At 54.5% G+C, this 16,679-nt stretch carries 19 protein-coding genes and 1 tRNA gene; 13 read left to right on the top strand and 7 right to left on the bottom strand.

Annotated features, from left to right (window positions below; genetic code table 11):
- Nucleotides 1-26: 26 nt before the first annotated feature.
- Nucleotides 27-1,787 carry an NFACT RNA binding domain-containing protein gene (locus tag IGQ15_RS00800; RefSeq protein ID WP_297047705.1) on the bottom strand — a complete coding sequence of 587 codons (1,761 nt, stop codon included), beginning with the start codon at nucleotides 1,785-1,787 and terminating at the stop codon, nucleotides 27-29.
- 90 nt (nucleotides 1,788-1,877) lie between these two features.
- On the opposite strand from IGQ15_RS00800, the gene IGQ15_RS00795 reads away from it, so the two are divergent.
- The 5 genes from IGQ15_RS00795 to IGQ15_RS00775 all read left to right on the top strand — a co-directional run bounded on the left by IGQ15_RS00795 (nucleotide 1,878) and on the right by IGQ15_RS00775 (nucleotide 4,758).
- A complete protein-coding gene (locus tag IGQ15_RS00795) occupies nucleotides 1,878-2,414 on the top strand; it encodes an RDD family protein (protein ID WP_297047703.1) in 537 nt (178 codons plus the stop codon).
- A 35-nt stretch (nucleotides 2,415-2,449) separates the two neighbouring features.
- On the top strand, nucleotides 2,450-2,644 hold the full coding sequence (rpmG, locus tag IGQ15_RS00790) for a 50S ribosomal protein L33 (RefSeq protein WP_297047701.1): 195 nt from the start codon (nucleotides 2,450-2,452) through the stop codon (nucleotides 2,642-2,644).
- Between the two features lie 13 nt (nucleotides 2,645-2,657).
- Entirely contained in the window at nucleotides 2,658-2,873 is a 216-nt protein-coding gene (gene rpsR / locus IGQ15_RS00785; protein ID WP_297047699.1) for a 30S ribosomal protein S18, read from the top strand.
- A 122-nt stretch (nucleotides 2,874-2,995) separates the two neighbouring features.
- On the top strand, nucleotides 2,996-4,045 hold the full coding sequence (locus IGQ15_RS00780) for a metal ABC transporter substrate-binding protein (RefSeq protein WP_297047697.1): 1,050 nt from the start codon (nucleotides 2,996-2,998) through the stop codon (nucleotides 4,043-4,045).
- Nucleotides 4,042-4,758, top strand: coding sequence for an ATP-binding cassette domain-containing protein (locus IGQ15_RS00775; protein ID WP_297047695.1), 717 nt, complete (start codon nucleotides 4,042-4,044; stop codon nucleotides 4,756-4,758). The genes IGQ15_RS00780 and IGQ15_RS00775 overlap by 4 nt, the downstream gene beginning before the upstream one ends.
- Nucleotides 4,759-4,763: 5 nt before the next feature.
- Here IGQ15_RS00775 and IGQ15_RS00770 read toward each other — a convergent pair whose 3' ends face one another.
- Nucleotides 4,764-5,204, bottom strand: a complete 441-nt coding sequence (locus IGQ15_RS00770; protein ID WP_297047693.1) for an NUDIX hydrolase — start codon at nucleotides 5,202-5,204, stop codon at nucleotides 4,764-4,766.
- A 342-nt stretch (nucleotides 5,205-5,546) separates the two neighbouring features.
- Here IGQ15_RS00770 and IGQ15_RS00765 point away from each other — a divergent pair, with 342 nt between their 5' ends.
- Nucleotides 5,547-5,867 (top strand): DUF1815 family protein, encoded by a 321-nt coding sequence (locus IGQ15_RS00765; protein WP_297047691.1) that lies wholly within the window; start codon nucleotides 5,547-5,549, stop codon nucleotides 5,865-5,867.
- 85 nt (nucleotides 5,868-5,952) lie between these two features.
- Nucleotides 5,953-6,828, top strand: coding sequence for an alpha/beta hydrolase (locus IGQ15_RS00760; RefSeq protein WP_297047689.1), 876 nt, complete (start codon nucleotides 5,953-5,955; stop codon nucleotides 6,826-6,828).
- Between the two features lie 57 nt (nucleotides 6,829-6,885).
- On the opposite strand, the gene IGQ15_RS00755 is transcribed toward IGQ15_RS00760, so the two are convergent.
- Nucleotides 6,886-8,124, bottom strand: coding sequence for a DUF4912 domain-containing protein (locus IGQ15_RS00755; protein ID WP_297047685.1), 1,239 nt, complete (start codon nucleotides 8,122-8,124; stop codon nucleotides 6,886-6,888).
- A gap of 303 nt (nucleotides 8,125-8,427) precedes the next feature.
- Between IGQ15_RS00755 and IGQ15_RS00750 the strand changes: the two genes are divergently transcribed.
- Nucleotides 8,428-9,678, top strand: coding sequence for a SufS family cysteine desulfurase (locus tag IGQ15_RS00750; RefSeq protein WP_297047683.1), 1,251 nt, complete (start codon nucleotides 8,428-8,430; stop codon nucleotides 9,676-9,678).
- Here IGQ15_RS00750 and IGQ15_RS00745 read toward each other — a convergent pair.
- The 4 genes from IGQ15_RS00745 to IGQ15_RS00730 form a co-directional block, all read right to left on the bottom strand.
- Nucleotides 9,675-11,033: an OB-fold nucleic acid binding domain-containing protein gene (locus IGQ15_RS00745; RefSeq protein WP_297047681.1), complete on the bottom strand. Its 1,359-nt coding sequence runs from the start codon at nucleotides 11,031-11,033 to the stop codon at nucleotides 9,675-9,677. The genes IGQ15_RS00750 and IGQ15_RS00745 overlap by 4 nt on opposite strands.
- A gap of 27 nt (nucleotides 11,034-11,060) precedes the next feature.
- On the bottom strand, nucleotides 11,061-11,630 hold the full coding sequence (locus IGQ15_RS00740) for a hypothetical protein (protein WP_297047680.1): 570 nt from the start codon (nucleotides 11,628-11,630) through the stop codon (nucleotides 11,061-11,063).
- A 59-nt stretch (nucleotides 11,631-11,689) separates the two neighbouring features.
- On the bottom strand, nucleotides 11,690-11,875 hold the full coding sequence (locus tag IGQ15_RS00735) for a nucleotidyltransferase substrate binding protein (protein ID WP_363315753.1): 186 nt from the start codon (nucleotides 11,873-11,875) through the stop codon (nucleotides 11,690-11,692).
- A gap of 363 nt (nucleotides 11,876-12,238) precedes the next feature.
- A complete protein-coding gene (locus IGQ15_RS00730; RefSeq protein WP_297047678.1) occupies nucleotides 12,239-12,766 on the bottom strand; it encodes an Npun_F5560 family protein in 528 nt (175 codons plus the stop codon).
- A gap of 59 nt (nucleotides 12,767-12,825) precedes the next feature.
- On the opposite strand from IGQ15_RS00730, the gene rsmH reads away from it, so the two are divergent.
- The 5 genes from rsmH (at nucleotide 12,826) to IGQ15_RS00705 (ending at nucleotide 16,662) form a co-directional block, all read left to right on the top strand.
- Nucleotides 12,826-13,698 (top strand): 16S rRNA (cytosine(1402)-N(4))-methyltransferase RsmH, encoded by an 873-nt coding sequence (gene rsmH, locus IGQ15_RS00725; RefSeq protein WP_297047676.1) that lies wholly within the window; start codon nucleotides 12,826-12,828, stop codon nucleotides 13,696-13,698.
- Between the two features lie 88 nt (nucleotides 13,699-13,786).
- A complete protein-coding gene (locus IGQ15_RS00720; protein ID WP_297047674.1) occupies nucleotides 13,787-14,227 on the top strand; it encodes a hypothetical protein in 441 nt (146 codons plus the stop codon).
- Nucleotides 14,228-14,236: 9 nt separating this feature from the next.
- Nucleotides 14,237-16,003 (top strand): penicillin-binding protein 2, encoded by a 1,767-nt coding sequence (locus IGQ15_RS00715; protein ID WP_297047672.1) that lies wholly within the window; start codon nucleotides 14,237-14,239, stop codon nucleotides 16,001-16,003.
- A gap of 24 nt (nucleotides 16,004-16,027) precedes the next feature.
- Complete coding sequence (gene psbP / locus IGQ15_RS00710) at nucleotides 16,028-16,579, top strand: photosystem II reaction center PsbP (RefSeq protein WP_297047670.1); 552 nt, start codon at nucleotides 16,028-16,030, stop codon at nucleotides 16,577-16,579.
- A 10-nt stretch (nucleotides 16,580-16,589) separates the two neighbouring features.
- Nucleotides 16,590-16,662: transfer RNA gene (locus IGQ15_RS00705), tRNA-Ala, on the top strand.
- The last annotated feature ends 17 nt before the right edge of the window (nucleotides 16,663-16,679 follow it).

Below are 16,679 nucleotides of genomic sequence, written 5' to 3'. Positions count from 1 at the left end.
TCAATGGTGTCGTAAAAAACACGGTTCTATTCTGCCATGATCTCGTGGCGATCGCCGCCAGCACTGCCTTGGGGCAGATTTGAAGGCCCATCACTGACCCTCAAAGGGCATCCCCACACCACTGTCGCCTGATCATAAATGACCATCCCCGGATTGGCGCCCTTCGGTTTTTGTACATACTTGCGGCGAGTATAGACCACAGGCACTTGAGCACTGGCACGGGCTTGACTATGGTAGGCCGCTAAATCCGCCACGTATTGAATATCTTTGTCACTGGGCACCTCCCCCGCTTCGAGGCGGAGAATCACATGGCTACCGGGAATCTCTTGGGTGTGAAACCACCAATCGTAGGGACTGGCAACGCGAAAGGTGAGATCGTCATTCTGACGGTTGTTGCGCCCCACGAGAACAGTGAAGCCACTCGGTGTCGTATAGCGTAGGTAGGGACTGGGGGTTGTGGGGGGACGATAGTAATCGGGCGCCGTCAGGTATCCCTGTTGAATCAGTTCGGCGCGAATCTCCTCAAGGACATCCAAGGATGTGGCCGTAGCAAGGGTGGCCGCTACCTGATCCAGATAGGCCAGTTCCCCTTCAGCAGCCGTGAGGAGTGGCGTAATGTGCTGCTGGGCGCGTTTAAGTTTTTGCTGTTGCTTGTACAACTCCTGAGCGGTTTGGATGGCGCTTTTTTCGGGGGAGAGGGGAATGGCAAGGGGTTCTTGGGTGGTAAAGTCCATCACAATCAGTTCGGTCATGCCGGGTTGCCACAGGTGGGCATGGGCCATGAGTAAATCTGCTAGGTAGCGCTGGCGATCGCCCCCAGCAGCGGCAGCCAATCGTTCTCGAAAGCCCTCAATTTTAGCGATGAGTTTTTGCCGTTGTGCCTGTAGGCTCTGGTGCAACTGTTGCTGAAGCTGCTGCGTTTGCTGTTGCTGTAGTTGGTTTTGGTAATAGGTGGCGAGAATCTCATGGATGCTGACGGTTGTGGGGCTCTGCGTCCCAAGGGGGGGAATGACGCGATAGCCCGTTGGTGTGAATTGGGGAACAAAATGCCCGCTCTCTAAACACGCCAGCCAGTGCTGCCAATGGTCAAATAGCCGCCGCCACTCTTCAGCGGTTAGCGCTGGGGTGCAAATTTCTAGGGGCAGTGCGGCATCCGCCAGTAGTTGCTGTACCAAGGCTGGACTCAGTCCCCGATAGGCCTTCAGGAGTTGCTGCCGCAGCAATCCGGGAATCACGCTCACCTGTTGTTGCCACTGCTCAAAAGGAATCTCGCGACTGGGCAGCGCGGCCGTCAGGGGGGGTGGGGGCACATAGGGTTGACCGGTCAGAATTGGCCGCAAGCGTGACTGTTGGGCATTGACTTGGTGGGCGGCAGTAACAATTTCCCCCGCAGCGTTAACCAGAATCACGTTGCTGTACTTGCCCATGATCTCGGCATAGAGACGCCACTGGGTTGCTTCCTGCGGACGAGGGGCAAATTCCAAGACGACGACGCGCTCCCAAGGGTTGACTAACCCCACCCGCACAAGGGCAAGGCGATTGAGTTGCGCATGGAGTTGCTGACTAAAGGTAAATGTGTCTGGTTGGCGGGGGGGCGGTGGTTCAAAGGCGATGCGTGCCGCTTGGGCATGCCAACTGAGGGTCAGCCAACTCTGTTTTTGCAGCGTGCGTAGAGCCAAGGCAATCGTGTGGCGATCGCGCTGGTAAACGGTTTCGAGCCGCGCCGGTAGCCAATGTTGGAGATCGACACAAACAGCACGCAGGGTAGTCAAATCAACGGGTTGCACCGTCCAAACTCCGCAGAATTTTTTGAGGGAATCGGCATCAAGCTATACTAGTCTAGCCACTCTTTGGCCTTTTGCCACCGCGTGTTTGCTATGGCACTTTCCCGCCAATATCCACCCCCCTTACCATTGGCTCAGCCTTGGCGACGGGCGATCGCCACCAGCATTGACTTTATCCTAATCTGGCTGACGAGTGTTGTCGGTATCACGCCGGGGGCAACCCTTCAGTGGGGGCAACTGTTTGTTTTTGCCATCGTTTGGTGGTTGCTGCGGGTGGCGATGGTTAACCGCAATAAGGGGCAAAGCCCCGGCCATTGGCTGATGAATGTGCGCCTTTTGGATCAGCGGCAGCGGACACCGGATCTGCTTTCCCTCAGCAAGCGAGAACTGGTAATTGGCGTCGGGGCACTGTTGACATTGGCGGGCTTGGAGTCCCATGGCCTTAGCATGGCCCTGATGATTTTGGCACTGCCTTTGGCCGTTGACTGTAGCTTGGCGTGGATTGACGAAGAGCACCGCACGCTCCACGATCGCTTGGGCGGCACAAAGGTATATCGCTGTCGGCGGGGCTTTGCCCTCGATCGTAAGCTGATTGAATTGGTGAGCAAAATCCGCAAAGATCTGCCATAATTAGAGATCGGCTCACTGGATAGGTAGGCAAGACCATGGCTAAAGCAAAAGGCGCCAGAATCATTATCACCCTAGAGTGCACAGAGTGTCGCACCAATCCGACACAGCGATCGCCCGGTGTCTCTCGCTACACCACAACCAAAAATCGTCGCACCACCACAGGGCGGTTAGAACTGAAGAAATTTTGCCCCCACTGCAACAAGCACACCGTTCACAAAGAAATCAAGTAATTAGAGGACAGCTATGGCATTTTATCGGCGACGCATTTCCCCCATTTCCCCCGGCCAACCCATTGACTACAAAGACGTGGATTTGCTGCGACGCTTCATCACTGAGCGGGGAAAAATTTTGCCTCGACGGGTAACCGGTCTGACCGCCAAGCAACAGCGGCAACTGGCAGTGGCCATTAAGCGAGCACGGATCATGGCACTCTTGCCCTTCTTGAACCTCGAAGGCTAGGTACTCGCGATCGCCAATTGGTTTTTGCGCAGGGGTAGGTTGAAGCTTACCCCTTTATTTTTGCTTGCTCTCCCTGCCTAAGTGTGCAAATATGAGAATGGTTATCATTTATTTATTTCTCTATGGCCATCCAAGCCCACCTTAAGCGCTGGGGGCTGCTGGTAATTCTGGGGGTATTTTTGGGCAATTGTGCCCCCCAAGCCCAGCCGCCCCAGGAGCAGGAGACCTCACAGGCAGCAGCGCAATTTACAATTGTGACGACTTTCTTACCCATCACTGCCTTTACAAAAGCGGTCGCGGGCGATCGCGCCACTGTCGAGCAACTCTTGCCGGCCAATATTGACCCCCATGACTTTCAAGCGCGGCCTGAGGATGTCCGGCTGCTGGCAACAGCAAGGGTTTTGGTCAAAAATGGTCTTGAGATGGAAACCTTTTTAGACAAACTGATTGAAAACGCCGCCAATCCCAATCTCAAGATCATTGATACCAGCGCGGGGGTGGTCACCCTTGCTAGCAAAAAGGATGATCACGCGCACGCCCACGACGACCACGATCATAGCCACGGTGAATTCAATCCCCACATTTGGCTGGATCCCCAGCGTGCTATGCAGCAGGTGAAAAACATTCGCGATGGTCTGATTGCCGTGGATCCTGAGGGGACTGCCATCTACGAGCAAAATACTGCCGCCTTTATTCAAGAGTTAAACGCCCTAGATGCCCTCGCCCGGGAAAAACTCGCTCCCTTTGCGGGCAAAACATTTGTGGTTTATCACGATGTGGCGCCCTATTTTGCCGAGAGTTATAACCTGAAAGCGATCTATCTGGTTGGTATTCCGTCGGTTAACCCCTCACCAGCGGATGTGCAGCGGGTGATGCAAGCGGTGCAACAAAGTGATCTGAAAACGCTCCTGACGGAACCGGGTCAAGAACAGGTCTTTGAGAGCTTAGCGCAGGATTTGGGTGTAAAAGTAAGTGTGTTTGATCCCCTAGAGCGTGCTCCCACGGCTGCTGATCTCACACCGACCTACTTCCTGCAAAGGATGAAGCAAAACATTCACAATCTGGCTACTGCCTTCGGAGCGCAACAACAAGCCTATCGTCGTCCCGATGCAATCGCGGTGGTAGGGATAGGGTGGATGCCCGTGAATAGACCGTTAGGGGCAGCACTGTGAACGAATACCTGCTAGAGGTGGAAAACCTCTCTGTGCGGCGGGGCGATCGCTGGGTGGTGGAAAATGTCTCCTTTACCCTCGCCGCCAATACGAATATGGCCATCATTGGTCCCAATGGGGCGGGCAAAAGTAGCCTGATTCAAGCCATTTTGGGCATTATTCCCTACCAGCAGGGACGGGTTACCCTCTTGGGCTATGGTATGGGCTATCACCGCACACTCCCTTATGTCCGCCAACAGGTGGCTTATTTGCCGCAAAATTTTCAGTGCGATCCCCGCATTCCGATCACCGTGGCTGAATTTGTCGGTTTGGGCTGGGGACAACCCACGTGGCAGTGGCCTTGGCAGCATCGACAGCAGCGCGATCGCGCCATCTTTGAGAGTCTCCAACGCCTGCACCTAGAGCATCTTGCCGCACAACCCATGAGTTCTCTCTCTGGGGGCGAAACAAAACGTGCCCTTTTGGCCTATTGCTTGGTGCAACCCCGTCGTCTCCTCATCTTGGATGAAGCTCCCGCTGGCTTAGATCTCCGAGCTGAGCAACAGTTTTACGACCTATTAGAAACCCTCAAGGTGAGTGAGGGCTGGGCGATTTTACAAATTTCCCATCACTGGGAGCGGGTAAGGGCAAGCTGTGATCAGGTGCTGTACCTCGATCGCTCTGTCCAAGGCCTGGGAACGCCCGAACGGGTGCTGCAACAGTTTGCCGCTTAAACAGGTCACTCGTTCCTGAATTGAGCAAAGAAATCCAGCAGAATGCGCTGGTGGATGGCTCCTAAGGGCCGATCTTCGCCGAGGGTTTGGACATGGTGAACCCCAGCCACCACAGAATCGTAGGGGACCAAGTCCATCCCCTGGCCTTCATTGAGGACTAAGGTTCCCAGTTCACACGTCAAAGGGGCTGTGAAAATATAGCGATGCACCTGGGGATCGCTATACTCTCCAAAAAAGGTCAGGTGAGGTGGGCAGTAGCCAATCTCCTCATAGACTTCTCGCTGGACGCCCGCGAGTGGTGCTTCTTCGGGTTCAAGATGACCGCCAAAAAGTCCCCAGTGGCCGGCATACAAGATATGGGGATAATCATCTCGCAGTTGCATAAGAACGCGATCGCCCTGGTAGAGAATGGCAAGGGCAACGGGAACAATCGTGGTTGCTGGCATTGTCTTGCAAAATATGTCCTTAGGGCTAGAGTACCCTAGAAACAGAAATCTTAAAGTAAAATGAAAAACATAGCCCTTAAGAAATATGGCAAGCTGCCATTGCGACGACAATCGACACGGCAATCAATAGTGAACTAGACGTAAAGGTAGGTTTTTAGAGCGTCTTGCCGTTCCAGCTGAGCACAACTAAAGTGGCTCATCCCTATAGCAAATTTTAGATTCTTACATTCTTTTCATAAGATTTTACAAATTGGTACATGGTGGCACATTCTTAAGATTGTCTTAATATTTTCCTTGGGAACTCTTCAACCACTTGATTTCTTTTGTGGAGTTAATTGTCCTATGTTTTACCGCCTAGCTGAACAACACCGCCAGTTTATTCGCGACTTGGTGCTGAATCTTCAAGCCCTAGCGATCGCCTTGGAAAATCGAGGCTACATGGCCTCCTGCTACACCTGTGGCGGTGAACTCAACAGTGCCTCCTTCATGGTCAGCTTGGCCGACAACCACTTGATTCGCTTCTTGGTCTCTGACTATGGGATCACTTGGACTGAAATGCGCGATGACCGCGAACTCATGAAACTCGAAGGGGCAGAGGCCATCAATCAACTGCAAGAACTGGCCAATCTCCTCAAGGAAGTCCGTATCCCCACTGCGGCTTAACCCTATGGGGCTATCCCTCAATCTTTTGTCGGTGCTAGCTTAAAAGTAGAGCTGGACTTTCCTTCTACTTTGCTCCCCACCCTCAATGACTGAAGCGTCCCTTAGTTGGCAACACCAGTACCTCAGCGTTAACCAAGTACGCCTGCACTATGTCACCCAAGGCAGCGGTGATCTTGTGATTTTGTTGCATGGCTTTCCAGAGTTTTGGTACTCTTGGCGATTTCAAATTCCCGTACTAGCTCGTCATTTCAAGGTTGTAGTGCCAGATCTGCGGGGCTACAATGACTCCGAGAAGCCTGCCCACGGCTATGATCTCGATACCCTTAGCCAAGATGTCACGGCGCTGATCCAAGAACTGGGCTATGAACGAGCACACATTGTCGGTCATGATTGCGGTGGCCTGATTGCTTGGCACGTAGCGGCACGCTTTCCCCAGATGGTACAGCATTTAGTGGTCTTGAATACCCCACACCCCTACCGTGTGGGACTGGAACTCTGGCAGCAGTTGGAGCATTTTTGGCGCAATTGGCCACTGCTGGCCTGTCACATCCCCGGCTTAGCAGAATACTGGCTAGGGCATAATCTGCGCAGTTTTTTGCAGGATCTCTTTCAACGCTACTCCATTCGCAAGGCTGCCTTCTCGGCAGAAACCGTGCAACTCTATCAAGCGGCTCTGGAAAAAGCGGGGGCAATCGCTGCGGTACTCAAAAGTTATCGCCATCTTTTTTCACCCCAACAGTGGTGGCACCTACTGCAACAGCACACGGAAGCCATTACCAGCCCCACCCTGATCCTCTGGGGCGCCGATGATCCCCTCGCCCAACCCAGCCTTGCCAATGGCATCGAAGCGTGGATCCATGCACCGTGGCGGCTGAAATCTCTGCCCGACTGTGGCCATTGGGCGCAACAGGAAGTGCCGGGGCTAGTCAATCGCGAACTCCTTGCCTTTTTGCGTGCCTAAAAAAATCCCCCCACCAATCGGCAGAGGGAAGCGAGTTTATCGGTTGAACCCACTAGTTTAGGCCAGCCACTCCAACACCGCTTCTTCCTTGGTATTGGTGCGACGTTCGGGGGTTTCGCGGGTGAACTTCATGTGAATGGCGCGGTTTTGTTCGCCATCTGCTGCCACTGCCAGGATCGGGAAGTCGATGAGGCCATCTTGGAAGGACATCTGGAAGCGGAATGTGCCATCGGGATTGAGTTTGATGGGTTGCCCACCAATCGTGACGGTGGCATCTGGCTCGGTAGCGCCATAGACAATGAGTTCAGCATCGGCCACCAACCAGAATTTGCGCGGACGAATGGGAGCCGCCGAAGCTGAGAAGCCGACGCCCGACATCGTCAGACCCGACACCGTCGGCACAGCCCATAACCCAACCCCAGAGGGGAAGACGTAGGAACTAATGGCCATTGCCGGCAGCTGGGAGATGGAGCCGGGGACTTGGTGCATCGAGCCAAAGAGAGAACCCGCCACGCGCTGCGCTTCGGCCCCTTCGGCCATGGCAAAGATACCTTCGTAAATGGGATTGGGTTCGGCAGTGCCCGCCAAGGGTGCCCCCAGATCAAAGAGGGTTTTGCCCCGCAAATCCATATCCCAATCCACCGTAATGAATTGATCCCAGACCCAATCTGAGGGGTAGGTGGGGGGAATATGCACAGGGGCAGAACGGGCTAGAACCAACCAGCGGCCATCAGCACAGCGGTAACCAATTTCCACCACATAGTCGCGATCGCTCACAGGAATTGGTAGATACCACTCCCGTGCCAACTCATCGCAGGGGTACTCCTGAACACTGTGGGGAATTTGGCTGTCGAGGTTGATATTGGTGGCATCGTAGAGCCGCAGAGCCAGTTGCTGACCCCCTTGTCGCCGCAGTTCTTCGCGGTGCTCGTTGGGTACATCCCAATAGGCATAGGCCCACTGCGGATCTCGGGGCATCAAGACAATGCGGCTTTCACCATAGCCGCCCGGCAGATCTCCAAGGCCTTCATCTACAGAGGCCAAGAGCACATCATCTTGAGCAGGACCGAGGTTAAATTTTGCTGCTTCCACTTTTTCTTGCGACTCCAGACTAGAGGGGACAGGTTGGACAGAAATGGTGGTGGTGGATCCGTTGGCTTGCGCCTGTTTTTCACGAATAGCAGCGAGGAGTTGATCTTTGCGCATCCGGCTATAGCGGGGCACTTGCAGTTCACTGGCGACGCGCCGCAACTGCCGCAAGGTCATTTCTTCTAGAGGGGGGCGATCTTTCGGCATGGGTGCCTCCTTATCGTGGGTTGATAGACCGAGCTATCCTTTGCCCTTGATCTTTGGCAAAAAAGTCTTGGGGCGTCAAGGGAATTGCGGGACATCCCTAGGGATTTATACGCAGTTTATCCCTTTGCGGAGATCAAATGTCAGGTTTTCATAACAATTATTCAGTGCGGAGATCAAGAGCGGGGTTGGCATTCCTGATCTCCGCCGCGTTCTCTAGGAGGCAAGGGAGTATATTTAATTAAGGATATATTCCTGCAATCTCCCTAAGAGTTGCGTCACGTAACTGATACTCTCCCAAGCGCTATGACGATCGCCCCGAGCTGCTCCCTCGCTGACCTTTGCCGTGCTGACTTTCCGATTTTGGCGCGACAGGTACACGATCGCCCCTTGATTTATTTTGACAATGCGGCCACCTCCCAGAAGCCCTTGGCGGTTCTTAATACCCTTGAGGACTACTATCGTCGCTACAACGCCAATGTCCATCGGGGCGTACACACCCTCAGTGCTGAGGCTACCACCGCCTACGAAGGGGCACGGGAAAAAGTGGCGCGTTTTGTCAATGCCACCCATTCCGAGGAGATTATCTATACCCGCAATGCCAGTGAAGCGATCAACCTCGTGGCCTATAGCTGGGGCATGAATACGCTGCGGGAAGGGGATGAAATCATCCTGACAGTGATGGAGCACCACAGTAATTTGATTCCGTGGCAGTTTGTTGCCCAGAAAACCGGTGCTCGCCTCAAGTTTGTCGAACTGACGCCAGAGCAAACCTTTGATCTCAACCACTACGAAAGTCTGTTGAGCGATCGCACGCGGTTAGTGGCCGTCGCCCATGTATCCAACACGCTGGGGTGCCTCAACCCGATTCCCGAGATTGTGCGTCTTGCCCATGCCAAGGGGGCATGGGTACTGGTGGATGCCTGCCAAAGTGTGCCTCACCTCCCCATTGATGTGCAACAGTTGGGCTGCGATTGGCTGGTGGCCTCCGGTCATAAAATGTGTGCACCCACGGGCATTGGCTTCCTCTGGGGACGCGGGGAACTCCTGCGGCAGATGCCCCCTTTCTTGGGCGGTGGGGAAATGATTGCCGATGTCTTTCTCGACCATGCCACGTATGCGGATATTCCCCATAAGTTTGAAGCGGGAACCCCGGCTATTGCTGAGGCGATCGCCCTTGGCGCAGCGGTAGATTACCTTAGCCAGTGGGGGATGGAGCGCATCCATGCCTACGAACAGGAACTTACGGCCTATCTCTTTGAACGCCTCCAAGCGCTTCCCGAGGTCACGGTCTATGGCCCGAAATCGGGCGATCGCGCTGCCTTGGCCAGTTTTACCGTTGGTGAGGTGCATCCCCACGATCTCTCGACCATCCTTGACCAGTCGGGGATTGCGATTCGAGCAGGACACCACTGCACACAGCCCTTGCACCGCCATTTAGGGGTTCAGTCCACGGCACGGGCCAGCCTCTATTTCTACAACACCCGCGCTGAAATTGATCAGTTTATTGCTGCCCTTGGGGAAGCCATTGCCTTCTTTAGTGATGTCTTTGCCTAGAGCTTGAGGCTGAGGAGTTCACTGGCTTGGGCGTGAAAACCAGCACTGGTGAGGGCATGGCGGGCGCGATCGGCATCCTCAACGCGAAACTGCGGTCCTAGGCGCACGTACTGGGCATGGTAGCCATCGGTAACTTTGACGACTACTGGTACCTTGGGCATGTCTCCCACCTGCTGTTTGAGCACTTCCGAGAGGCGACTTTGGGCTTGAATGTCCCCCGCTTGCTCGACGGGCAAATCCACGAGCACCAGTTTCACTTCTTCAAGGGGTTCGGCATCTTCAATTAGGAGTTGGGGGCGATCGTCGCGCATCTCTAGGGTGCCCCACAGCAGTAGCCGATGATCAAGCTGCAATTGGCCATGAATGCGTTCGTAGGCTTTGGGAAAAACCACGGCCTCTGCCTGCCCCGTGAGGTCTTCCAACTGGACAATGGCCATGCGCTCGCCGCGCTTGGTGGTAATGGGCTTGAGTCCAGTCAGCAGGGCAATCACACTCACCATCCCTTGGCCCGTATGCTGCTCGAGATCCGCCAAGCTAATGGGGGCAATCATGGCCGCTGGTCGGTGAATATCCTTGAGGGGATGGTTCGACACATAAAATCCCAGCAGGTCTTTTTCTTGGCGGAGTTTTTCGGCATCGGGTAAATCATCAACCGGCGGCGCGCTGGGGGCTGGGTCATAGCTGTCGCTAGGTTCATTGCTGGAGCCACCCGCCAACATATCAAAGAGGTTCACTTGCCCCACCGCCCGATCCTTAGCGCGCGTCTGTGCCCACTCCAGCACGAGGGGGAGATCCTGCATCAGTTGGTTGCGGTTGCGCTGGGGATGGAGACTATCCATGGCACCACAGGCAATAAGGGATTCAAGGGCACGGCGATTGAGAATGCGACTATCGCCCCCCGCACGCGGAACCCGTTCGCAAAAATCCGCCAAACTTTGAAAGGCGCCCTCCTCTGCCCGTGCCTGTAAAATGGCCTCAATCATCCCCTGACCAACATTGCGCACCGCCGACAGACCAAAAAGAATTTTGTCCCCGACTGGGGTAAAGTCAATATCCGAGCGATTCACATCGGGGGGAAGTACCTCAATTCCCATGCTCAGGCAGGTGGCAATATAGCGCTGCACCTTGTCTTGGTCGCCACTATTCGCCGTGAGCAAGGCTGCCATGTACTCGACGGGAAAATTGGCCTTGAGAAAGGCGGTTTGATAGGTCACGTAGCCGTAGGCCGTAGAGTGGGACTTGTTGAAGCAATTGGCGGCGATTGCCCCATTGGCCAAAAGAAAATTGTGATCTCCGGCTAAACCAATGTCATAGACCGCTTGCCAACCCACCAGCCGGCGGCCAACAATCTTCACGCTTCACCTTTCCAAACGCTGCGCTCTCTATTCTAATCGTCGCACGGTATCACGAGCGGGAATCCGTACATCCCGCAGTGGGATCCCCCTAAGACACTGGTAGTGAGCGGTCAACCAGTCGGGGGTTTGCACACCAATACTCGCTAGAGCCGCCACGGTTGGAAAAGGCCACAGCCGCTCAAAGATCACTTCCCCCTGCCAGCCAAATTGCAGAAAATAGCAGCCCACGGGTGCCTGCAAGTGATCTAGGAGTCGCCGTCCGAGGGCATAGAGGGTTTGTCGTTGGCGATCGCTGGCATGGATGGGTAAGTGCCATGTTCCTTCAAGGCAGCCAATCATTTCGCCAAAGAGCGTTCCCTTTGCCGTTTGCGCCAGTGGCAACTGATAGAGGCCCCCTGTGCCAGTTCGTATCCCCCACTGGGAAACCAAGGTACGCAAAGCTTGACACTGCTGCCAAAGGTCGGATGATGCCCAATGGGTGAGACTATAGTCCAGCACCTGCGGTTGGGGGGTGATCGCGATCGGGGCATCAAGGGGACAGACGGCAATCTCGGCTCTGTCTTGACAGTGTTGCAGCAGGGGTACCACCTGGGTCACGACTTGATCTGCAGATAGTTCGGCTTCCCTTGGCTGTGCCGCACACCAAATCCGTATTTTCAATCCTCTAATCCTCCTGCTGTGAGGGCAGCTAACCAGCGATCCATGGGCATGGCGTGCTGTGCTAACCGCGAGAAAAGCGCCTCTGCCAAGGTTTCATTGTAGGTGTGGACGGTCAAGTTGCGATCGTCCACCATTTTTAGCGCTAAGCGGCCTTCCTCTGGAGTAAGGAGGCCAACGGCCAAGCAAGCACGGATCGCTGTAAAGGGATGTCTAACCTTCGCGTTCCCGTAGATATAGCTGTGCTGCTTTCCAGACCGCTTCTAGGGTGTATTCAAATCGCTGAATTGCAGCATCAGGAATAATCATATCTGTGCGCTCACCTAAGGGCAGTTCTTGCAAAGTAGCTAGCGCTCTTTGGGCAACGACTCATCGTTCCCTGAGCCGTTCCACTCAATTCCCTGTGCAATCACTCGCGATCGCCAGTCGGGGGACACTTCTGATCAGTCTACGATATCGACTGGATAGAAAATTGAACATCTCTAGGTGCTCCCGCAACTCACTCAACAGCCCCACGGGCAGTGGTGCAAGGGGCAAAATCCCAACATCTAAAAGCCAACGCGGGCAGGTTGTAATGAGGGTAATCCCTGCTGCTGTTGCTGGCGGGCTTGGACGGCCAAGAGGGTTTGCAGATTCCGCAGTTCGGCACGCAGTTGCGCGTTTTCTTTTTCGAGGCTTTCAATCTTCAGTTTGACTTGACTGAGCCGCTCACTAAATTTTTGGCGATAGACTTCGGGCATTTGTTGAAGGACGCGCTCTAGCATCTCATTGCGATCGCTCAATTCAATCACTTGAGCCTTTAAGTTATTCATTTCCGCTTCGCGGCTTTGGGCCTGCTGCTGGTAAGCCAGAATCTGTTCCTGATAGGCCGTGATTTGCGCTTCCACCTGTTGCACTTGTGCTTGCAACAACTTCAGGGCTTCGGCATTGGCGGCCTCGGCTTTGCGGGCTTGGTAAAAGCGCACAAATAACTCAGGATGCTGCACCATGAGTTGATAGAGTTCCTCTGAGAGTTGCTGCACGAGTTGATCCCGTACCAGCAGTTCATCGGCTAAGTTGAGGGAAGTATCGTTCACGGCGGCTGCTCTCCAAGGGACTGTGCTGTGGCAAATTTTACGCTGCTTCTGATCCGCTCATGCAAGATTTGGAATTTTCCACCTACCATCAACCGGTGCTCGCAACTGCGGTGCTTGCGGCACTCCAGCCTAAAGCCGGGGGACTGTACTTGGATGCAACGGTGGGGGGTGGTGGACACACGGCGCTGCTCTTACGGAGTGAACCCACTTGTCGCGTTCTGGCGATCGATCAAGACCCAATGGCCTTAGCGGCAGCTCAGGAGTTCCTCGCCCCTTTTGGCGATCGCGTGCAGTTTTGGCACGGCAACTTTGCTGATCTGCCTGTGGCTGAGCCGATGTTTGACGGCATTCTCGCAGATTTGGGAGTGAGTTCCGCCCAGTTGGATCGTCCAGAGCGGGGCTTTAGTTTTCGCTTTGATGCCCCCCTCGATATGCGCATGAATCCCGATAACCCTTTGACAGCGGCAACGGTGATTAATCATTACAGCGAGCGAGAACTGGCGGATATTTTCTATGAGTATGGCGAAGAACGCTTTGCCCGCCGCATTGCTCGCCACATTGTTGCCCATCGTCCCCTTGCCACCACCCAAGAACTGGCACAGTTGGTTGCCCGCTGCCTCAAAGCTTCTCCTCGGCAACGCATTCATCCGGCAACGCGGGTTTTTCAGGCCTTGCGTATCTATGTGAACCAAGAGCTAGCGGTGCTCGACCAATTCTTGGGGCGATCGCCCCAATGGTTAAAGCCCGCAGGGCGCATTGCTGTCATTAGCTTCCATAGCTTGGAAGATCGGCGGGTGAAGCAGGCGTGGCGTGGCAATCCCCTCTTGGAAGTTGAGACTCGTAAACCGATTGTGGCGGATGCAGCGGAAGTTGCTCTCAACCCGCGATCGCGATCGGCAAAGCTACGAATTGCAGCGCGTACTTTTGCATGAATTGCCCGAATGATGGTTTATTTATGGGTATCTTTACAGTGCGTCATAATCTTTTAGGGTAATAAATTGCTGAGGAGTGCTGGAGTCTATGGTTGCTGCCCCTAAAATCAAATCCCGACTGATTCCCCAATCGTCGCCAAGGCTGACGGAAATTCGGCCCCTCCCCAAACCGCAAATGCCCCTTTGGCAAAAAACTGTGCTGGGGATTCAATGGGTTTCTGGGGTGGCGGCCACCAGTGCCCTCGTGGCTGTGCTGCCTCTCTATGGTTGGTCAGCCCTTTCTGAGCAGCAGTGGAGTCAAGCCTATGACCGCTTGGAAACCCTCAAACGGCAGGAGCGGGAGCTACTGGTAAGCAATGAAACCCTACGCTATCGGGTGACGCAGCAAGTACAGCGGGCGCCCCAAGGTCTCGTGCCCCAAACACCGCAACACATTCTTTTTGTGCCCAACGAGGGCAAGATTGCTGCCAAACCTCATTTTGAACGCCCCCCCGTGACACCACCGCCTCAACGCACTGTCAATTACTGATCGGTATCGATGACAACGGCTCGCCCCCAAAACCGATCCCTGTCCCCCTTGCGGGTTGGCCTGATCTTTGGCTTTTTGCTGCTGGTGATGGGGGGTGTGGTTGCTCGTCTGGTGTATTTGCAAGTGGTTCAGGGGAAAACCTTAGCGGCACGGGCACAGCAACAACAACGGCGCTATACTCCGCCAACCTTGGCACGCTACCCAATTACGGATCGCCGAGAAACGGTTGTTGCCCTAGATCGGCCCGTATTTACCCTCTTTGTCCATCCGATTCAATTCAAAGTGGAGCGGCCGGCGATCGCCCGCGCTCTGGCTCCTTTACTCAAGCAATCCCCAGAGCAACTGTTAGCCAAATTCAGCACCTACCCCACAGGCGTCCCCATTGCCTACGACATTGACGAAGAAACTGCTGCCAAAATTCGCGCCCTCAACTACGATGGTTTGGAACTGAACCAGGCGTGGCAGCGCATTTATCCGCAACAGGAACTCATGGCGGGCATTGTTGGCTATGTGGATCGAGAGCACCAAGGCCAAGCGGGGATTGAGTTTAGCCAGAATCAATTTTTACAGGTGCCCAGTAGCCGCCAACTGCTCTCAATGAATGCCTTGGGGCAGTGGTTGCCGGCGCTTGCCCCCGCGGATCCGCGTGCTTTGAGTCAGGGATACCATGTCCGCCTCACGATTGATAGTCGTCTGCAACAAACGGCACGCCAAGCCCTGCAACAGCAGTTACGCAAATTCAACGCTAAGCGGGGCACCGTCATTGTCCTAGAAGTGAAAAGCGGCGCACTGCGGGCACTGGTCTCAGAGCCTTCCTACGATCCCAATCATTACTACCGTGCTGATCCAGCGCTGTTTCGCAACTGGGCGGTATCGGATCTCTATGAGCCGGGATCAACCTTTAAGCCGATCAACACAGCGATCGCCCTTGAACTCAATGCCATTACTCCCGATACGGTGCTCCCCGATGAGGGTCGGATTACGGTGGGGGGCTGGCCCATTCAAAACAGTGATTTTAGCCAACGCGGCGGCCGGGGTGCCCTGAATATTGCCCAAATTCTTGCCTACTCCAGCAATGTGGCCATGGTGCACATGATGAACCGCATTTCAGCCCGCCACTACTATCGCTATCTGCATCGCTTGGGACTCACGGAGAAGGTAGGCAGTGATCTCCCCTTTGAAACAGCCGCTCAGTTAAAGCCCCCAGAGCAATTCATTAACTATCCCATTGAACCGGCAACAACGGCCTTTGGCCAAGGCTTCTCCCTGACGCCTCTGCATCTGGTGCAACTGCTGGGGGCGATCGCCAACGGCGGCGAGCTGGTCACTCCCCATGTCATTGATGGCCTCTACGATGAAAATGGCCAACTGCAAAAACGCCTTGAGCAACCTCCCCCTCGACGGGTCTTTTCGCAGCGCACCAGTCAAGCGGTAGTCAAAATGCTGGGAGAAGTTGTGCGCTTTGGTACGGGAAAACCTGCCCATATTCCCGGCTACCGCTTGGGGGGCAAAACGGGCACGGCTCAAAAAGCAATTGGCGGTACCTATAGCAATCTACGTATTACCAGCTTTGTTGCTGTCTTTCCCCTAGAACAGCCGCAATATGTGATTTTGGCAGTGGTGGATGAACCCAAAGGGGATGATGCCTATGGCTCAACGGTGGCGATTCCGATTGTGCGAGCGGTGACGGAATCACTGATTACGATTGAGGGCATTCCCCCCTCACATCCAGAGGAATTGCGACGCCCCGCTGCGCCAGCTTCAGTGTCACAATAGGGGAGAACAGTGCAAAAGGATGGTATGGTTCAACGTTTTTTTGCCACAGCGTTGGCGATTCTTGTGGTGTTGCTGGGGGGGTGTTCGGCCACCAGTGGGCTACAGGCCTATGTCGATAGCTACGATGGCTATGAATTTCTCTACCCGCGCGGCTGGGTACAGGTACCAGTTGAAAACCCAGTGGATGTCGTCTTTCACGACATTATCGAGACAACAGAAAACGTCAGTGTGGTCGTGAATACGGTTTCCAGCGCGAAGTCCCTTGAGGAATTGGGATCACCAGAGGATGTGGGCGATCGCCTGCTGCGGAATATTGTTGCCCCCAGTGAAAGTGGGCGCAGTTCTGCCCTGATTTCCGCTAGCTCCCAAAAGGCGGATGATAAGACCTACTATATTCTGGAGTATGCTGTCACGCTGCCAGGAGATGGGGACAATGCTCAGCAGCGGCACAATTTATCGAGTATTGCTGTGAGCCGAGGGAAGGTCTATACCTTGAGTGTGTCAGCTCCCGAAGAGCGCTGGCCAAAGGTGGAAGACCAATTTAAGGCCATCGTGTCCTCGTTTACCGTATATTAGAAAAAGAATCGGGGAGTTAGCTCAGTTGGTAGAGCGTCGCGATCGCACCGCGAAGGTCAGGGATTCGAGTTCCCTACTCTCCATCGTTTTGCGCCGTTAT

Source organism: Thermosynechococcus sp. M98_K2018_005, from assembly GCF_015295825.1.
GTDB lineage: Bacteria > Cyanobacteriota > Cyanobacteriia > Thermosynechococcales > Thermosynechococcaceae > Thermosynechococcus.
Note: the sequence above shows the minus strand (reverse complement) of the source record. Positions and strands in the feature narration are given on the sequence as shown.

Excerpts from the sequence above, each read along its gene's own strand:
- IGQ15_RS00795 (WP_297047703.1), top strand. The coding sequence starts at position 1,878 with ATGGCACTTTCCCGCCAATATCCACCCCCCTTACCATTGGCTCAGCCT.
- rpmG (WP_297047701.1), top strand. The coding sequence starts at position 2,450 with ATGGCTAAAGCAAAAGGCGCCAGAATCATTATCACCCTAGAGTGCACA.
- rpsR (WP_297047699.1), top strand. The coding sequence starts at position 2,658 with ATGGCATTTTATCGGCGACGCATTTCCCCCATTTCCCCCGGCCAACCC.
- IGQ15_RS00780 (WP_297047697.1), top strand. The coding sequence starts at position 2,996 with ATGGCCATCCAAGCCCACCTTAAGCGCTGGGGGCTGCTGGTAATTCTG.
- IGQ15_RS00770 (WP_297047693.1), bottom strand. The coding sequence starts at position 5,204 with ATGCCAGCAACCACGATTGTTCCCGTTGCCCTTGCCATTCTCTACCAG.
- IGQ15_RS00765 (WP_297047691.1), top strand. The coding sequence starts at position 5,547 with ATGTTTTACCGCCTAGCTGAACAACACCGCCAGTTTATTCGCGACTTG.
- IGQ15_RS00760 (WP_297047689.1), top strand. The coding sequence starts at position 5,953 with ATGACTGAAGCGTCCCTTAGTTGGCAACACCAGTACCTCAGCGTTAAC.
- IGQ15_RS00755 (WP_297047685.1), bottom strand. The coding sequence starts at position 8,124 with ATGCCGAAAGATCGCCCCCCTCTAGAAGAAATGACCTTGCGGCAGTTG.
- IGQ15_RS00750 (WP_297047683.1), top strand. The coding sequence starts at position 8,428 with ATGACGATCGCCCCGAGCTGCTCCCTCGCTGACCTTTGCCGTGCTGAC.
- rsmH (WP_297047676.1), top strand. The coding sequence starts at position 12,826 with ATGCAAGATTTGGAATTTTCCACCTACCATCAACCGGTGCTCGCAACT.
- IGQ15_RS00720 (WP_297047674.1), top strand. The coding sequence starts at position 13,787 with ATGGTTGCTGCCCCTAAAATCAAATCCCGACTGATTCCCCAATCGTCG.
- IGQ15_RS00715 (WP_297047672.1), top strand. The coding sequence starts at position 14,237 with ATGACAACGGCTCGCCCCCAAAACCGATCCCTGTCCCCCTTGCGGGTT.
- psbP (WP_297047670.1), top strand. The coding sequence starts at position 16,028 with ATGGTTCAACGTTTTTTTGCCACAGCGTTGGCGATTCTTGTGGTGTTG.